This is a genomic window from Halomicrobium sp. IBSBa, assembly GCF_017612575.1.
Taxonomy (GTDB): Archaea; Halobacteriota; Halobacteria; order Halobacteriales; family Haloarculaceae; genus Halomicrobium.
The window spans coordinates 18,161-33,913 of record NZ_JADPQC010000008.1 but is presented as its reverse complement, the minus strand read 5'-3'; the positions used below and the strand labels follow the sequence as shown (position 1 = coordinate 33,913).

At 65.2% G+C, this 15,753-nt stretch carries 14 protein-coding genes and 1 tRNA gene; 6 read left to right on the top strand and 9 right to left on the bottom strand.

The window, feature by feature from the left end; all coding sequences use genetic code 11:
• Positions 1 to 104 precede the first annotated feature (104 nt).
• The gene (locus IL252_RS15555; protein ID WP_208628758.1) at positions 105 to 3,266 is read right to left on the bottom strand and encodes an adenosylcobalamin-dependent ribonucleoside-diphosphate reductase; all 3,162 of its coding nucleotides are present in this window, start codon (positions 3,264 to 3,266) and stop codon (positions 105 to 107) included.
• Between the two features lie 528 nt (positions 3,267 to 3,794).
• Here IL252_RS15555 and IL252_RS15550 point away from each other — a divergent pair.
• Positions 3,795 to 3,977, top strand: a complete 183-nt coding sequence (locus IL252_RS15550; RefSeq protein WP_153552921.1) for a hypothetical protein — start codon at positions 3,795 to 3,797, stop codon at positions 3,975 to 3,977.
• Between the two features lie 26 nt (positions 3,978 to 4,003).
• On the opposite strand, the gene trpG is transcribed toward IL252_RS15550, so the two are convergent.
• Genes trpG through trpD form a run of 4 tightly spaced genes read right to left on the bottom strand, consistent with a single transcriptional unit; the run spans position 4,004 to position 7,888 of the window.
• Positions 4,004 to 4,624, bottom strand: a complete 621-nt coding sequence (gene trpG, locus IL252_RS15545) for an anthranilate synthase component II (RefSeq protein ID WP_170093804.1) — start codon at positions 4,622 to 4,624, stop codon at positions 4,004 to 4,006.
• On the bottom strand, positions 4,621 to 6,240 hold the full coding sequence (gene trpE / locus IL252_RS15540) for an anthranilate synthase component I (RefSeq protein WP_208628757.1): 1,620 nt from the start codon (positions 6,238 to 6,240) through the stop codon (positions 4,621 to 4,623). The genes trpG and trpE overlap by 4 nt, the downstream gene beginning before the upstream one ends.
• The gene (locus tag IL252_RS15535) at positions 6,237 to 6,893 is read right to left on the bottom strand and encodes a phosphoribosylanthranilate isomerase (protein WP_170093806.1); all 657 of its coding nucleotides are present in this window, start codon (positions 6,891 to 6,893) and stop codon (positions 6,237 to 6,239) included. Before IL252_RS15535 ends, trpE begins: the two co-directional genes overlap by 4 nt.
• Positions 6,890 to 7,888: an anthranilate phosphoribosyltransferase gene (gene trpD / locus IL252_RS15530; protein ID WP_208628756.1), complete on the bottom strand. Its 999-nt coding sequence runs from the start codon at positions 7,886 to 7,888 to the stop codon at positions 6,890 to 6,892. Before trpD ends, IL252_RS15535 begins: the two co-directional genes overlap by 4 nt.
• A gap of 236 nt (positions 7,889 to 8,124) precedes the next feature.
• Here trpD and IL252_RS15525 point away from each other — a divergent pair.
• From IL252_RS15525 to IL252_RS15515, 3 genes are all read left to right on the top strand, one after another.
• Positions 8,125 to 8,198: transfer RNA gene (locus IL252_RS15525), tRNA-Val, on the top strand.
• A gap of 356 nt (positions 8,199 to 8,554) precedes the next feature.
• Positions 8,555 to 8,911, top strand: coding sequence for a hypothetical protein (locus IL252_RS15520; protein WP_208628755.1), 357 nt, complete (start codon positions 8,555 to 8,557; stop codon positions 8,909 to 8,911).
• Positions 8,912 to 8,991: 80 nt separating this feature from the next.
• The gene (locus tag IL252_RS15515; RefSeq protein ID WP_208628754.1) at positions 8,992 to 9,711 is read left to right on the top strand and encodes a helix-turn-helix domain-containing protein; all 720 of its coding nucleotides are present in this window, start codon (positions 8,992 to 8,994) and stop codon (positions 9,709 to 9,711) included.
• On the opposite strand, the gene IL252_RS15510 is transcribed toward IL252_RS15515, so the two are convergent.
• Both IL252_RS15510 and IL252_RS15505 read right to left on the bottom strand, forming a co-directional pair.
• Positions 9,708 to 10,193, bottom strand: coding sequence for an HTH domain-containing protein (locus tag IL252_RS15510; protein ID WP_208628753.1), 486 nt, complete (start codon positions 10,191 to 10,193; stop codon positions 9,708 to 9,710). The two genes, IL252_RS15515 and IL252_RS15510, sit on opposite strands and share 4 nt — an antisense overlap.
• A 346-nt stretch (positions 10,194 to 10,539) precedes the next feature.
• Positions 10,540 to 10,848: a lycopene cyclase domain-containing protein gene (locus IL252_RS15505; RefSeq protein ID WP_170093811.1), complete on the bottom strand. Its 309-nt coding sequence runs from the start codon at positions 10,846 to 10,848 to the stop codon at positions 10,540 to 10,542.
• 126 nt (positions 10,849 to 10,974) lie between these two features.
• On the opposite strand from IL252_RS15505, the gene IL252_RS15500 reads away from it, so the two are divergent.
• Positions 10,975 to 12,120 carry a CBS domain-containing protein gene (locus tag IL252_RS15500; protein ID WP_208628809.1) on the top strand — a complete coding sequence of 382 codons (1,146 nt, stop codon included), beginning with the start codon at positions 10,975 to 10,977 and terminating at the stop codon, positions 12,118 to 12,120.
• 42 nt (positions 12,121 to 12,162) lie between these two features.
• On the opposite strand, the gene IL252_RS15495 is transcribed toward IL252_RS15500, so the two are convergent.
• Positions 12,163 to 12,456 (bottom strand): hypothetical protein, encoded by a 294-nt coding sequence (locus IL252_RS15495; protein WP_244257251.1) that lies wholly within the window; start codon positions 12,454 to 12,456, stop codon positions 12,163 to 12,165.
• A 428-nt stretch (positions 12,457 to 12,884) separates the two neighbouring features.
• Positions 12,885 to 15,107, bottom strand: a complete 2,223-nt coding sequence (locus IL252_RS15490; RefSeq protein ID WP_208628752.1) for a CDC48 family AAA ATPase — start codon at positions 15,105 to 15,107, stop codon at positions 12,885 to 12,887.
• Between the two features lie 214 nt (positions 15,108 to 15,321).
• Between IL252_RS15490 and IL252_RS15485 the strand changes: the two genes are divergently transcribed.
• Entirely contained in the window at positions 15,322 to 15,732 is a 411-nt protein-coding gene (locus IL252_RS15485) for a universal stress protein (protein WP_208628751.1), read from the top strand.
• The last annotated feature ends 21 nt before the right edge of the window (positions 15,733 to 15,753 follow it).

The following is a 15,753-nucleotide window of genomic DNA, read 5'->3' as shown; positions in this document are numbered from 1 at the left end:
CGCCTCGATCAGAAAAGAACGGCAACGTCGCAAACCGAGAGTGTCACACGCTCTTGGCCCCGGGTGTGGCCGACGATCGGCCACGGAGATCCGCAGTCAGATCTTCAACACTCCGACCAGCCACAGGACTCGCAGGTCTTGCAGCCTTCGGAGTAGTACAGCGACAGCGAGCTACACTCCGGACACTCCGGATTCTCGCCCGCGTCGATCAGTTCCTGCTGGTCGGCGTCGGTGGCCTCGCCCGGCGACGACGGTTCTGTGCTCGCCGCGTCCGTGGCCGAACTGTCGGTGGTGACGGCACCGCCGTCGGTCTCGGGCACGTTCGGATCCGCACTGCCGGCCTCGTCTTCGGCCGTCTGTTCGAGCGTGGCCTGGTCCGGGTACGCCTTGTCGATCTCGTCGTCGAGATAGCGACGCATCGCCGTGCCGATGGCGTCGGGGATCGACTGGATCTGTTCGCCCTTGTCCCAGGCGACCTTGGGCGAGCGGATGCCCTGCAGTTCGTCTGCGATCTCTTTGGGATCGACGCCCGAGCGGAGCGCCGTCGAGATGGTCTTGGCCAGGGCCTCGGTGAAGGAGGCCGTAAAGCCGCCGGAGTTCCCGATGTTGGCGAACAGTTCGAAGGGCCGTTCCCGCTCGGGGTCCTCGTTGATGTTGACGTACAGCTTCCCGTAGCCGGTGTCGATGCGCTGGGTGACACCGTGGAGCACGTCCGGTCGGCTCTGCTTTTCGGCGAACGGGCTGGTCTCGGGCTGCTCGCCGTCGGCCACTTCCAGCAGCGACTCGACCTGCTGATCGAGTGCGTCCTGCACGGCCTCGTGTTCGAGGAAGCCCTCGATGCCGTCGAAGACCTCCTCGATCTGGGCGACGATTTCGCCCTCGTCCATGTCGGCGAACTCGGTGTTCTGGGCCCGCGTCGTCAGCACCTGCTTGCTGCGGGTGCCGTCGCGGTAGTAGGTGACGCCCTTGCCGCCGTGCTCGTAGATGTACTCGAACACTTCCCGGGCGTCCTCGAGCGTGGAATCGTTGGGCGCGTTGACGGTCTTCGAGATCGCGGAGTCGACGCCCTGCTGGCAGGCACACTGGATGCCGGCGTGTTCTTTCGGCGTGAGGTCGCCGGTCGTGACGAACAGCTCACCGATCGCGTCGGGCACCGTCGAGAGGCCGTCGACCCCGTCGAAGGCGTTGTCGGCCATCTGCTCTTGGGCCTCCTCCTTGACGGCGTCGACGTCGATGTCGTTGGCCTCCAGCACGCGCAGGAAGTAGTCGTCGAACTCGACGAGCATCTCGTCGCCTTGCACGTCGTCGGAGACGTTCTTGTAGTAGGCGACGTTGTAGATCGGCTCACAGCCGCCGGTGGTGTTGCCCACCATCGAGGTGGTGCCCGTCGGCGCGATGGTCGTCGTGTTGTGGTTGCGGATCGGGAAGCCGTCTTCCCACTCGTCGGCGTCGAGGCCGGTCTGGGACTCGAACCACTCGCGGTACGCCGTCGGGTCCGCGTACTTGGAGTTGTCCCACTCGTCGAAGGTGCCCCGATCCGCCGCGAGTTCGTGGCTGGCCCACTTCGAGCCGTGGTTGATCTGGCGCATGATCTGGCGGGCGATCTCGTCGCCCTCGTCGGAGCCGTACTTGACCCCGAGCTGGATGTACAGCTGGGCCAGTCCCATGATGCCCAGCCCGATCTTGCGCATCTCTCGGACCTTCTCCTCGATCTTCTCGACCGGGAAGTCCGACATCGTGACGACGTTTTCGAGGAAGCGCGTGCCCAGCTCGATGCGGCGCTGGAACTCGTCGTTGTCCAGCGCGTCGTCGAGGAAGGCGTCGACGGCGTCTTCGAGGCTGTCGTACTCGTCGGCGTGTTGCTGGGACCAGACACGCCAGTCAGGGGCATCCTGGTCGGCCAGCGTCGAGAGGTTGATGTGCCCGAGGTTACAGGCCTCGTACTCTTCGAGGGGCTGCTCCCCGCAGGGATTCGTCGCGAGGATGCGGTGATCTGGGTGTTCCTCCACGTCGAAGGAGTGTTGCTTGTTGACGCGTTCGAGGTAGATCACGCCCGGTTCGCCGTTCTCGTGTGCGCCGCCGATGATGCGCTCCCAGAGCTTCTCGGCGGGGATCGACAGCACTTCGCCGGCCTCGACGTACTCGCCGAGGTCGAACATCTCGTACAGTTCCGCGGTCTCCTCGGTGGCGACGTGGGGCTCGTTCGTCCGCGGGTTGGTGAAGGTAAACTCCTCGCCGGCCTGCAGCGCGTCCATGAAGTCGTCGGTGATGCCGACGGAGATGTTGAAGTTCGAGAGGTGGCCCTCGACGGCGTTGCGGAGGTGCTTCGGGACTTTGCCGTCCTCGTCGATGAGTTCGCGGGCCTCCTCCAGGGCCTCGGCGAAGGAGTTGTGCGTGAAGTCGTCGGGGTCGTTCAGCCGCAGGGTCTCGGCCAGCGAGACGTCCTTGTTCTTGGCGTGGATGAACTGGATGACGTCGGGGTGGGAGACGCGCATGACGCCCATCTGCGCGCCACGGCGGGCACCCCCCTGTGCGATCGTCTCGCACATCTGGTCGTACGTGCGCATGAACGTGATCGGGCCCGAAGCGATGCCGCCGGTTGAGCCGACCTGATCGCCGTATGGCCGCAGTTGCCAGAAGGCATAGCCCATGCCACCACCGGACTGGAAGACCTGTGCGGCCTCCTTGGCGGTCTGGTGGATGTCGTCGATGTCGTCGTCGGGCGAGTCGACGAAACAGGCAGAGAGCTGCTGTAGCTCGTCGCCGGCGTTCATCAGCGTCGGCGAGTTCGGCATGAACGAAAGGTTCTCCATCGCGTCCTGGAACTCGCCGGCCACGTTCTCGACGTGGTCTCGTACCTCGTCGGGCAGTTCCGGTACGACGGTGTCGTAGGCGAACTTGTTGACGTTGTACACCGACAGCTCGGTCTCGGTGTCGTCGCCGACGGTGGTTCCCTTGCCGAACACTTCGCCGGCGAGTTCGTCACGCCGCGGGTGGTCGGGCTTGAGCTGGTCCGGCGTGACCGTCACGTCGACGCCCCGTTTGTCGGCTTCGAAGACGGCTTCGGACAAGGCGACGTTCTTGGCGACCCGATCGAACAGATCCTCCTGCTGTTCGATCAGTTCGCCGTCGGCGTCCTTTCGGAGATAGCGGGCGGGCAGAATGTTGTGGTAGGCGTTGCCAGTGAGCCGGTCTTCGAGCGTGTCGCCGGTCGTCCGCTTGATCGGCAGCTGTACCTCGTCGGCACCTGCACCTGCGTCGCTCATTCCTCGGTCCTCCTGCCGACAGTGGCCGTCTGTCGGGCGATACCCCTCTCGATGGTGCGTGTAGATCCTCTCATTTGTAACGACGTTTGTGTTTGCACGGATTGCTAAATACCCAGCGATACGTGTCCCCGCGGGCACGCGACGGGGGAGAGACCGCCGGGTGGTTTCGACGCTATGCGAAGTATCACTGGTGGGTAATATCAGCCACGATCCAGCGGGCAGCGCACGCGATTCGCTGTACGATACATAGCAAACGCCGATAGCATATTAATGGAGCGAGACCGGAGTGAAAGTGAAAACCGGTTCTCTGAAACCGCCAGACGAGACCGGAAATTTCAGTCGAAACTGTCGGGGGTTTCGACTGGAGATTCCGCGGACGACCGGTGATCGTCGCCGGTCGATCTCGCCGCGCCATCGTCGCTTCGTCTTGCGTTTTTTGTTTCTGCTACGTTCGCCGTGTCCCGGCGCGACGGCGCGGCCAGCGAGCGCGGCGACAAAGCATATGCCGGTGGGCGGTGAGTAGCCGGTATGCTCCTGACTATCGGTGGGTTCGGAACGATCCCCGCCCTGCTGGTCGGCCTCGCCGCGCTGGCTGTCGTGATCTTGATCGGGCGGATCGTCCTCAAGTTCGCGTGGCGTCTGGTCGTTCTCGCCGCGGTCGCCGTCGGCGTGCTCTACCTGCTCGGACTGCTCGGCATCTCCGTGCTCTGACTCGGATCGACACCGACGACAGCAGTTCAGAGGCCGTCGAGGAAGTTCTCGATGAGGTCGTGGCCGACTGCGGTCAGCACCGATTCGGGGTGGAACTGCACCGCTTCGATCGGGTGCTCGCGGTGGCGGACACCCATCACCAGTTCGACCGTCCCGTCGTCGGTCGCCACGTCGGTCGTGGCCGTCACGTCGAAGCAGTCGGGCACCTCGTCGGCGATCAGCGAGTGGTAGCGACCGGCCTGGAACCCCTGATCGAGTCCGGCGAAGACCCCCTCGCCGTCGTGGTCGATCGGGAACGCCTTCCCGTGGATCGGTTCGGGCGCGCGGCCGACCGTCCCGCCGTACTCGTAGACGGCGGCTTCCAGCCCAAGACAGACCCCGAGCGTCGGGACCTCGGGGCTGACTTCTCGCAGCACGGCCATCGTGACGCCCACGTCGCGGTCGTTCTTCGGGTGGCCCGGACCGGGCGAGACGACGATCGCGTCCGGATCGACGGCCCGGACCTCGGCGAGTGTCGCCGTGTTGCGCAATACCTCGGTGTCGGCGTGTTCCGAGACGTACTCGACGAGATTGTAGGTAAAGGAGTCGAAGTTGTCGACGAACAGCACCGTCGGTCGGTCGCCGTCGGCCGCCTCGGCGTCGCTCATCGGGACACCTCCTCGTTCGCGTCGGCCGCGGGTTCTCGGATGCGCTCGACGGCGTCCAGCACGCCCCCCATCTTGTTCTCGGTCTCCTCGTACTCCCCACTGGGGACGGAGTCGGCGACGATCCCGGCACCGGCCCGGACCGTCGTCCGCTGGGTGTGCTCACCGTCGACACCCGCCGGGGCCTCGCACTGCTCGATCGTCGCCGACCGGATCACGATCGCGAAGTCCGTGTCGCCGGTCCAGGAGAAGTAGCCGACGCCACCGCCGTAGACGCCGCGTGGCGACCGCTCCAGTTCGTCGATGATCTCCATGGCCCGGATCTTGGGCGCACCCGAGAGTGTCCCCGCCGGAAACGTGGCACGCGCGGCGTCGAAGGCGTCTGCCGCCTCGTCGAGCGTGCCGGTCACGGTCGACTCGATGTGCTGGACGTGGCTGTACTTGAGGACGTTCATGAACTCCTCGACGCGGACACTCCCGGGCGCTGCGACTCGGCGCACGTCGTTGCGAGCGAGGTCGACCAGCATCGTGTGCTCGGCCCGTTCCTTGTCGTCGGCGAGCATCTCGCCAGCGAGGCGGCGGTCCTCGACTGGGCTCGTCCCGCGCGGACAGGTCCCCGCGATCGGGTTCGAGACGATCCGGTCGTCGGCCACGGAGACGAGCGTCTCGGGGCTCGCACCGACGATGCTCAGCCCGTCGTAGTCGAGCAGGTACATGTACGGCGACGGGTTGACCGCCCGCAGCGACTCGTACAGCGCCAGCGGGTCCATCTCACCGTACAGTTCCCGCTTGCGCGAGATGACGCCCTGGTAGATATCGCCGCTGAGAACGGACTCCTTGGCGTGTTCGACGGCGTCTTCGTACTCGTCGCGTGGCCCGGCCTCCTCGTGGGCGGGGACGAAGCTGCCGGTTTCGAGGTCTGTGGCTCCGTCTAGGACGGCCTCGACCCGTTCGACCTCGTCCAGCAGCGCGTCGTAGCGCGCGCCGGGATCGTCACCGGGTCGGACGATCGGAGTGAACACGAGCGCGGCCGTCTCCTCGACGTGGTCGAAGCGCAGCGTCGTCGTCGTCAGCGCGAACTGTGCGTCGGGGAAGCGAGAGTCCGGCCGATCCAGTCCGACCTCGTCGAGCCAGAGGTCGTAGACGGCGTCGTAGGCCAGGAAGCCGACGAGGCCGCCGTCGAGGTGCTGGCGATCGTGGTCCGGGAAGCCCCGCAGCTCCACGTCCGGCATGGCCGCCCGAAGGTCGTCTAACACGTCGCCTCCGTCGGTCGTCACGAGGTCGGCGATCCGGTCGTCGAAGACCTCGACGCTGGTCTCGTCGTCGACCGTGATCACCGCGTCGACGTCGTAGCCGACGAACGAGTAGCGGGCGTGGCGGTCGTCGGTCGCCGGTGCGAACGCGCCGTCGGGGTCGCTGGAGGCGACCTTCTCCGCGCTTTCGAGCAGGAAGGTGTGGCCGCCTTTGCCGGGGGCACCGTCCGTGGTCCGGCCAGTCAGCGCGGCGTAGGCCGCCAGCGGCTCCACGTCGGCCGACAGCTCCGCGACCGCTCGCACCGAGACCGGGCCGTCGGCGGTCGCTCGGTCGACGAACGTCTCGCGGTCGATGTCGAGGGTCACTGTCCCGCCTCCACGGCCGCGGGGTCGGCGCGCTTTGCCTGCTGGACGAACGCGCGGACGGCGTCGTGGTCCTTGACGCCGCCTTCGGCCTCCACGCCGGAGGCCACGTCGACGCCGAACGGTCGGACCGTCCCGACGGCTTCGGCCACGTTCTCGGGCGTGAGTCCGCCCGCGAGGACGACCGGCGCGTCCAGCGTGTCGACGATCTCTCGCGTCCGGTCCCAGTCGTGGGTCTCGCCGGTGCCGCCGCCGCCTTCGGCGTCGACCGAGTCCACGAGGAGGGCGTCCGCGGCGTCGGCGTACGCCTCGATCTCGGCGTGGTCGGCGTCGACGACGGCGACCAGCTGCGCGTCGACGCGTCGTCCGAGCGCGCCCAGCTGTGTCGGGGTCAGTCCGTCGTGGACTTGCACCACGTCTGGCTGGACGGTCTCGACGCGGCGGGCAACGGACTGGACGGCCTCGGGCATCGTCACCAGCACGCTCGTCACGAGCGGTGGCACGCCAGCCACGAGCGTGGCCGCGGTCTCGTCGTCGACCTCGCGGGGCGTGTCCACGCTGACGCCGTTGATGACGCCGATCGCGTCTGCGCCCGCGGCGACGACGGCCTCGCGGTCCTCGCGGCGAGTGATACCACAGACCTTGACCCGCGTCATGCCTCGCCTCTGAGCTCGTCGAACTTCCGGGCGGCATCGCCGGACTCGATCGCCTCGCGAGCCGCCTCGACGCCGGCCTCGTGGCTGTCGGCTTCACCGGCGACGTAGATCGCCGCGCCCGCGTTCGCGAGGATGATGTCCTGTTTCGGGCCGGTGACGGTCCCTTCGACGATCCCTCGCAGGTCCTCGGCGTTCGCCTCGGGCGTGCCGCCGGCCACATCTTCGATGTCGGCCGTCGTCAGCCCGATGTCTTCCGGCACGAGCGTGTACTCCTCGATCTCGGAGCCGGTGACCTCTGCGACGACGGTCTCCCCGTGGATCGCGATCTCGTCGAGCCCCGATCCGTGGACGACCATCGCTCGCTCGACGTCCATCCGGGCCAGCGCCTCCGCGATCGTCGGCACGAGGGCCGGATCGTAGACGCCGAGCACCTGCGCGTCCGCACCGGCGGGGTTGGTCAGCGGTCCGAGGATGTTGAAGATGGTCCGCATGCCGAGTTCCTTGCGCGGGCCGATGACGGCCTTCATCGCCGGGTGGAAGACGGGCGCGAGCATGAACCCGATCCCGTCGTCCTCGATGGCCTTCTCGACCTGTGGCGGTTCGGCCTCCACGTCGACGCCGGCCACCTCCAGCACGTCCGCGCTCCCCGACGAGGAGGAGACAGAGTAGTTGCCGTGCTTGGCGATGGGGACGCCGGCACCCGCGGCGACCATCGTGCTCGTCGTCGAGACGTTGATCGTGTCGTAGTCGTCGCCGCCGGTGCCACAGGTGTCGACCAGCGGCCTCCGGTCGGGGTCGATCGTCCGCGCGGCGTCGCGCATCCCCTCGGCGAAGCCGGCGATCTCGGCCTCGGTCTCTCCTTTCGCCCGCAGACCCGTCAGCAACGCCCCGATCTGGGCCTCCGTGGCGTCCTCGAAGACCGCCGTCGCCGCCTCGCGAGCCTCGTTCTGTGTCAGATCCTCTCCCTCGGTCACGCGTTCGATGTATTCCTGCATTGTGGGCCACCAATGAACTCCTTCGTGTTGTAATGTACAACCTCGTACATCCAAATAAGGCTGTCGGGACCACGTGACGGATTCGATATCGGGACATCGCCCGAGCGGACACGCCGTGTCGCTCGAATCGCGCTCGACCGCACCATGTCCACAACCCACAGACGGCGCTGGGATTCGCTTTCGAAACATTCAATTATACCCCTCTGCAACGGATGAGTGTAGATGGAAGCCAACGCGGGTTGGTGGTCTAGTTGGTTATGACACCTCCTTGACATGGAGGAGGCCGGCGGTTCAAATCCGCCCCAACCCATTTCTGCGACGAACGGACGTGAGGAGTGAATGGCGCTGTGATCTGAACCCTATCAGTCGCGCACAGCGCAGCGAGCACGTCTGATTTCGGTTCAAATCCGCCCCAACCCATTTTTGACGACACAAACCGCGAGCGTGGCGATTCGTTCGCCGGTCTGGATTCCGCCCCAGTCGACAGACGGCACCGCTTCGGGGACACTTCCTCGTGAGTGTCGCGTGTGGCTCGGCGGTGGCCTCTCGGAAGCCGGCGTTTCGAAACCGCCGCTGGACGACGGTGTGCCGGCTGTGTCACAATTTTTCGCGCACGACACCGGCGGTCCCAATAGCTTCATACGCCGCCCGCCAGAGTGTGACCACATGGACGAGACGATCTGCTCACGTCGGCCGTTCGAACAGTTCGTGTTGCTGGCGGTCGCCGAACTGACCATCGAAGGGGAGACCCCCGTCCAGTCCCACGTGGTGACGGAGACGATCGAGGACCAGCTCGATACGGTCGCTCGTGATCCGTTCGGCGGCGTCGAACGACAGGCGGTCGTGTCGGCGCTGGGATCGCTCGCGGCGGACGACCTCCTGTCGACCGAGCGGACCACGTCGGCGACGGGGAAGGGGCGGCCGGCCTACGACGCCGAAGTCGGCGTGAAGACGATCGTGGAGACACTCCTGAACGACGACACGGTCGGTCCCTACGCCGAGCGCCTGCAAACGACAGTCTGAGCGGTGTTTCTCCGCCGCGGGGCTGCCGATCGGCGTCTCGGAACGAAATCCACTTGCAGATAGCCGACCGACCTCCGCGTATGCGCGAGTTCGAGTTCACGGTCCAGTACGAGTCGGGCGCGGACGACCTGATGGACCTCTTCGTCGAGACTCCGTCGCTCTACGCTCGCTCGCAGGCCTGTTTCGCCAACGCGGACGCGATGTGGCGAATCGACCGCATCGTCGGCCCGTCGGACGTGCTCGACCGACTCGACGATCTCTATCTCGACGAGTCGATCTGTAACGAGTGTCTGGACATGGAGCAGTGTTCGTCCACGCGCGAGTACCAGCTTCTGGACGCCGGTCCGGAGCATCGCCTGGTCTACACGCGCCGCCAGGAGATCGACCGCTGTCACTCTATCCCGTATCTGGCCGTCGACTACGTGGGCGACGGGGTGCTGTTCGACGCGGAACGGTCCGGCGACGAGTACGTCTGGCGAGTCCTGATGCCGGAAGCGACGCCGGTCGGCGAGCTGTACGACGCGATCGAGCGGAACCTCAGAGACGGACTGACGCTCGAACTGGGCCACGTCGGCGGGATCGACGGCTGGCGCGGTGACGATGCCTTCGACGCCGATCTCACCGTCGAGGAGCGTCGAACCCTACAAGCGGCCGTCAACGCGGGATACTACCGGACGCCACGGGAGACGACTGTCGGCGAACTGGGCGAGCGACTGGACGTGCCGCGATCGACGGTACAGTACCGGTTACAGCGAGCGGAGGGCAAGGCCGTCGAACAGTTCGCTGACGGTAGCCTCTAGACGATCGAGGCGTTGCTCGCTTCCTGCTCGATGGCCGGTGGTTCGCCGGCTTCCAGGCGTTCGAGCCGGTCCATGATCGTGTGGACCACGTCACCATTCGTACAGGGAGCCACGTGCTGGAGTTCCCCGCTCTCGTACTCGGCCAGCCCCATCACGGGCAGAATCATCGCCGAGTAGTCGTCGGTGATCTCCGAGGAGATCTCGGTCGTCTGGTAGAACGACTCCAGCGAGACGTTGTTCGACAGCGCCCACTGCTTGAACTCGGCGACGCGATTGAGGATGTACCGACCCTCTTCTGTGTGAGCGGCCGCCGACTCTCTGGACACCTGCTTGCCCCAGACGATGACCGAGAAGTCTTCGATCGCGTCGTCCTGGTCCAGCGTTTCGAGTCGCTCGATGACGGCCGCCTGTCGCTCGTGGGCACCGTCCGGAACGAGCGACCGGACGTAGAGTTCGATGTGGGGGGAGGGGGTATCGGACATGGTTCAACTGATCTACGTGTCAGAACACACGCACCACACTAATACTTTGCGTGGACCCGTTGACGTGGGTAACGTTCACATACAAAATTGTGGGTAAAGCGGTTTTGCACTGGCTTTGACAGCGGTTGGTTCTGTGATCGTTCAGCTCACAGGGAGAAACGCTTTCCAACTATAAGTGGATATTTAAGAAATACTATATTATGCGCTCTGCGGTGTCTCACTGTTGCAGTCGGAGAGCCGTCGCCGTCGTCGCCGGGTCGCCGGTTCCGCCTCACACTGTCTGTGCCAGCGCGTTACGAGATCACTCCCTCGGTCGCGACGGTCCGGGAACGAACAGCCGGCAGTGTCAGTCGTCGTCGAGTCGGGCAAGTGTCTCGTGAGCGCCGACGACCATCGCCGGAACGACGAGCATGAAGATGTGTTCCTCGATCGGAATGCCGAGCAGTTCGACGCCGGTTCGCATCGGGATTGCGAACACGCCGACCTCCAGCGTGTACCAGTCCCAGACGTACGCGAACGGATAGAGGACGGCGATCGTTCGGGCAGCGGTCCGTGCCGCGTCGGCGTACCAGAGCAGGCCGGCCGCGACGAGACCCCACACGATCTCTGTCGCGAGGTACGTGTACGGGCCGAGGACGGTGATGTCCGGGAGCACGCCGGGTGTTCGGGCGCTGGCACAATGAACTGCGGGGGTGAGCGAGTCCGACGAGCGTTCTCAGGGGCTGGAACCGGAACCAACTTTGATTACCTCCGGCGTCGAACCCTCGTAATGGGAAGTACGATGAATATAGCTGATATTGCCACTAGTGATTTTGTTGAACTCGACGCCGATGTCCGCCTCGGGAAAGTGCGCTCGATCTTCGAGCGCGAGAACCCCAAGGGAATCGTCATCACCGAGGACGGGGCGTACGCCGGCGTGATTACCCAGAAGCAGCTGGTCCAGTCCCACGTCGAGGACAACGCGAAGGCAGGTGCGATGATGCGGTCGGCCCCGAAAGTCGAACGCCACGACGACGTCCGCGAGGTCGCGCGCGTCCTCGTCGAGGGCGGTGCGAAGATCGCACCGGTCTTCGAGGGCGACTCTCTGTGGGGCGTCGTCACGGGCGACGACATTCTCGACGCCGTCCTGGAGAATCTCGATGCTCTCACCGTCGAACAGATCTACACCAAAGACGTCGTGACGATCACCGAGGAGACCCACGTCGGGCAAGCGATCAACCTCCTGCGCAAGCACGGCATCTCTCGCGTGCCCGTGCTCGACGACGACGGGGACCTCTCTGGCATGGTCACGACCCACGACATCGTCGACGTGGTCGTCCGAGACATGAACAAGGCGACGCGGGGCGACCGCTCGGGCGAGAACGACCGCGTCCTCGATCTGCCGGTCTACGACGTGATGAACAGCCCCGTCGAGACGACCTCGCTGGACGACTCCGTTCGCGACGCCGTCGAACGGATGCTCGAAAACGACTTCGCCGGCCTCGTGGTCACGCCGGACCACGACGACTCGCTGGTCGCCGGCATCGTCACCAAGACGGACGTGCTCCGCGCGCTGACGTTCACCGAGGAGGACCACATGGACGTACAGATCACCAACATCAACCTCCTGGACAACACGATCTCTCGGGACGACATCCGCGAGGAGATCGGCGACGTGGCCAGCAAGTACCAGGATATGCAGGTCCAGCACGCCCACGTGCGCTTCCACGAACACAAAGAGAAGCTCCGTGGTACGCCACTGATCCAGTGTCAGATCCGCCTGCGCACCAACAAGGGACAGGCCGCCGGCTCCGGCGAGGGCTACGGCTCCGACACGGCGTTCAACGTCGCCCTCGACAAGCTCCAGCGCAACGTCCTGGAGATGAAAGGCGTCCGCGCCGACGAGGAGTACCGCGGCCAGTTGCTGCGGAAGCTGGGCGAACTGTAGGCTGTCAGCGGCGCTTTTTTGCGGTCGAAGGGAGTGAGGCGCTCAGGAGAGAACCAGAGCGGGTGCGAACAGGACGACGGCGACCAGAGCCAGCAGGATCAGTATCGCGGTGACACGCAGGACGCCTGCGATCCGTCGACGATCCGTCGGCAGGGACTCTGCGATCCCCGACAGGACGAAGCCCGCGGCCATGACGAGGAGAAATGTGTTCGAACTGCCGCGCAGGGCACCGTAGGCGTAGACACCCGCGAACAGGACCGCTCCGAAGAACATGACGAGCGTCTTCGGGCTGCCGGCCGGTTCGTTCAGGACGACGGCTTCGATCTTGGAGGGCATCAGGTGGGTGGTGTCCGCCGAGGTTCAAATAGTTGGGGTGGGGTCAGTACCCTGTCATATACAGGTCGCCCCGGGTGGAATCGGCCGTTCGGTAGATCTGCGCATCGACGTTTTTCTGCGTCGGGTTTCCTCACTCGCTGCGCTCGTTGCGGGAACCGCTCCTCGAAAAACGTCGGTGAAAAAGGCCGACGGCTCGACCATCGGTCTCGCCGTCGGTGAACTGCGCTCGCTTCGCTCGCGCGGATGCTGGTGATCCGTGTACTCCCTCTATGGACCACTGCGAAGCATTCGCGCGAACGAGCGGTTCGAAGAACCCGGCAGTTCGCGAGATTCACTGAACCGAGCAAAGCGAGGTTCAGCCTTTTTCGCCCACGTTTTTGCGCAAGCGGTGCGCCTTCGGCGCACCCGCCGCGCAAAAAGGTGGGTTCCTATTGGAAGCCGATGCGGCCGCCGCCTTGAGTCTGCTGGGGTTCGCCGCCGCCCTTGAACTCGTCTTGCATCTGCTCGTAGTAGTCGCGGATGTCGTCGGTGATCGTCGGGCGCACGTTCTCCATGGCCTGGCGGAAGTGCTTCATCTCGACCGTGTCGGCGTCGTCGTCCTCGCGCAGCGCCTCGATGGCGGCCTCGCGGCCGATGGATTCGAGGTCGGAGCCGACGTAACCGCCGGTCATCTCGGCGAGTTCGCGCAGGCTGACGTCGGGCGACAGCGGCGTGTCGTCGGTGTGGATCTTGAGGATCTGCTCGCGGCCCTCGATGCCGGGTTCGCCGACCATCACGAGGCGGTCGAAGCGACCCGAGCGGATCAGTGCCGGATCGATCATGTCCGGTCGGTTGGTCGCGCCGATCACCATCACGTCCTCCATCTCTTCGAGTCCGTCGAGTTCGGTCAGCAGCTGGTTGACCACGCGTTCGGAGACGTTGCTCCCGGTCTCGCCGCCACGCCCCGGCGCGAGCGAGTCGAGTTCGTCGAAGAAGATCACCGTCGGTGCGACCTGCCGGGCCTTCCGGAAGGTCTGACGGATCGCCTTCTCCGACTCGCCGACCCACTTCGAGAGGAGTTGTGGGCCCCGCACCGAGATGAAGTTGGCGTCGGTCTCGTTGGCGACGGCTTTGGCCATCAGGGTCTTGCCGGTCCCCGGCGGCCCGTACAGCAGGACGCCAGAGGGCGGTGAGACGCCCATGCGCTCGAACTTCTCCGGGCTGTTCATCGGCCACTCGACGGACTCCTGGACCTGCTCTTTGGCGTCGTCGAGGCCGCCCACGTCGTCCCAAGAGATCTTCGGGAGCTCGACCAGCACCTCCCGCATGGCGCTCGGACTCACCTCGTTGAGGGCACCGCGGAAGTCCTCGCGTTTGATGATCATGCGGTCGATCAGGCTCGGCGGGATGTCCTCCTCGTCTAAGTCGATCTCGGGGAGGTACCGGCGCAGCGCCTTCATCGCGGCCTCTTTGGTCAGGCTCTCGATGTCGGCACCGACGAACCCGTGGGTCTCGGTCGCCAGCTTCGAGAGGGCCACGTCGTCCGAGAGGGGCATCCCGCGGGTGTGGATCTGGAGGATCTCCTCGCGGCCGACTTCGTCGGGGACGCCGATCTCGATCTCGCGGTCGAACCGGCCAGGTCGGCGCAGTGCGGGATCGACGCTGTCGACGCGGTTGGTCGCGGCGATGACGATGACCTGCCCGCGGGATTCGAGGCCGTCCATCATCGTCAGCAGCTGGGCGACGACACGGCGCTCGACCTCGCCGGTCACGTCCTCGCGCTTGGGCGCGATCGAGTCCAGTTCGTCGATGAAGATGATCGAGGGGGCCTCCTCGCTGGCGTCCTCGAAGATCTCTCTGAGTTGCTGTTCGGACTCGCCGTAGTACTTCGAGATGATCTCCGGACCGGCAATAGAGAAGAAACTGGCAGAGGTCTCGTTGGCGACGGCCTTCGCGAGCAGGGTCTTGCCCGTGCCCGGTGGACCGTGGAGCAACACCCCCTGTGGTGGCTCGATGCCGAGCTTCTTGAAGATCTGGGGGTGTTTCATCGGCAACTCGACCATCTCGCGGACCCGCTGGATCTCACTGGAGAGGCCGCCGATGTCCTCGTAGGTGATCCCCCCGCCAGTCTTCTCGAAGCCGCTGATTGGCTCTTCGCGCAACTCCACGTCCGTGTCCTCGGTGATGAGACAGACGCCCTCTGGCTCGGTCTCGACGGCGATCAGCGGGATCGCCTGGCCCGGCGAGCGCATGAACGGGTGGTTCGTACTGGACATCACGGGGACGATGTCGCGCTCGACGACCGGGCGTTTGAGGATCTGGCGCTTGACCATGCCCGCCGCGTCCGAGCCGAACTGGACGCTGGCTTCCTCCGGCGGAGCCAGCACGAGCTTGTCGGCCTTCTCGGCGTCGGCCTTACGAATCGTCACGCGTTCGCCGATACCCACGTCGGCGTTCTGTCGCGTGAAGCCGTCGATGCGCACCGTGTCGGTGTTCCAGTCCTGTCGATCCGCACGCCACACTTTCGCGGCAGTGGTGTCACTTCCCTCGATCTCGATGATGTCGCCGGGCGAGAGCTTGAGATGCAAGAGTGTGTCCGGATCCAGGCGAGCGATACCGCGCCCCGAGTCGTTCGGGTACGCTTTCGCGACCTCCAGTTGAACCTCGTTCATAGTTAGTCTGCGGGGATACCTGATTTCAGTCGTGACCGGAGATATGCTTTATGCTACCGGCGGTCCCCCGTTCGTCCGGCAGGTACTTATGTTATCATGTGTCACACCTGTGCGGCCGCGTTACTGACGCCCGCCACCGTACGTCGGTCGCCCCTTCATGTCACACCTTGCCGTGGTGGTAGCTTTCATAGGGCTGGCCGAGAAAGCCGCGACTATGGTGTTTCTCGTTCCGTACGACGGATCGTCGCCGGCCCGTGTGGCACTCGAACGCGCAGTCGAGTACGGTACGGCGCTGGATCGCGACGTCGTCGCCGTCAGCTACATCCCGACCGGCGACAGCTACGCCGAGCGCCGGCAGTGGGTCGACCGCGACGACGACTTCCCGCTGGAATCGGTCACGCAGGACCTCGAACGCAAGATCGAGGAGGCGACCGACGACACGGAACTGCGCTACACCGACGTGAGCGCACACTCGCCTGCGGGTGGCTTCTCCGAGGACGTTCGCCAGACTGCCGGCGACGTTGACGCGACCGTCCTGTTCGTCGGGAGCGACGACGAGGACGTGGTCGTGCCGGTCGGCGAGGAAGCCGACGAGGAGTACGACGTCCACGTCGTCCGCAACTGATCGGCGCTTCGGGGTACTTTT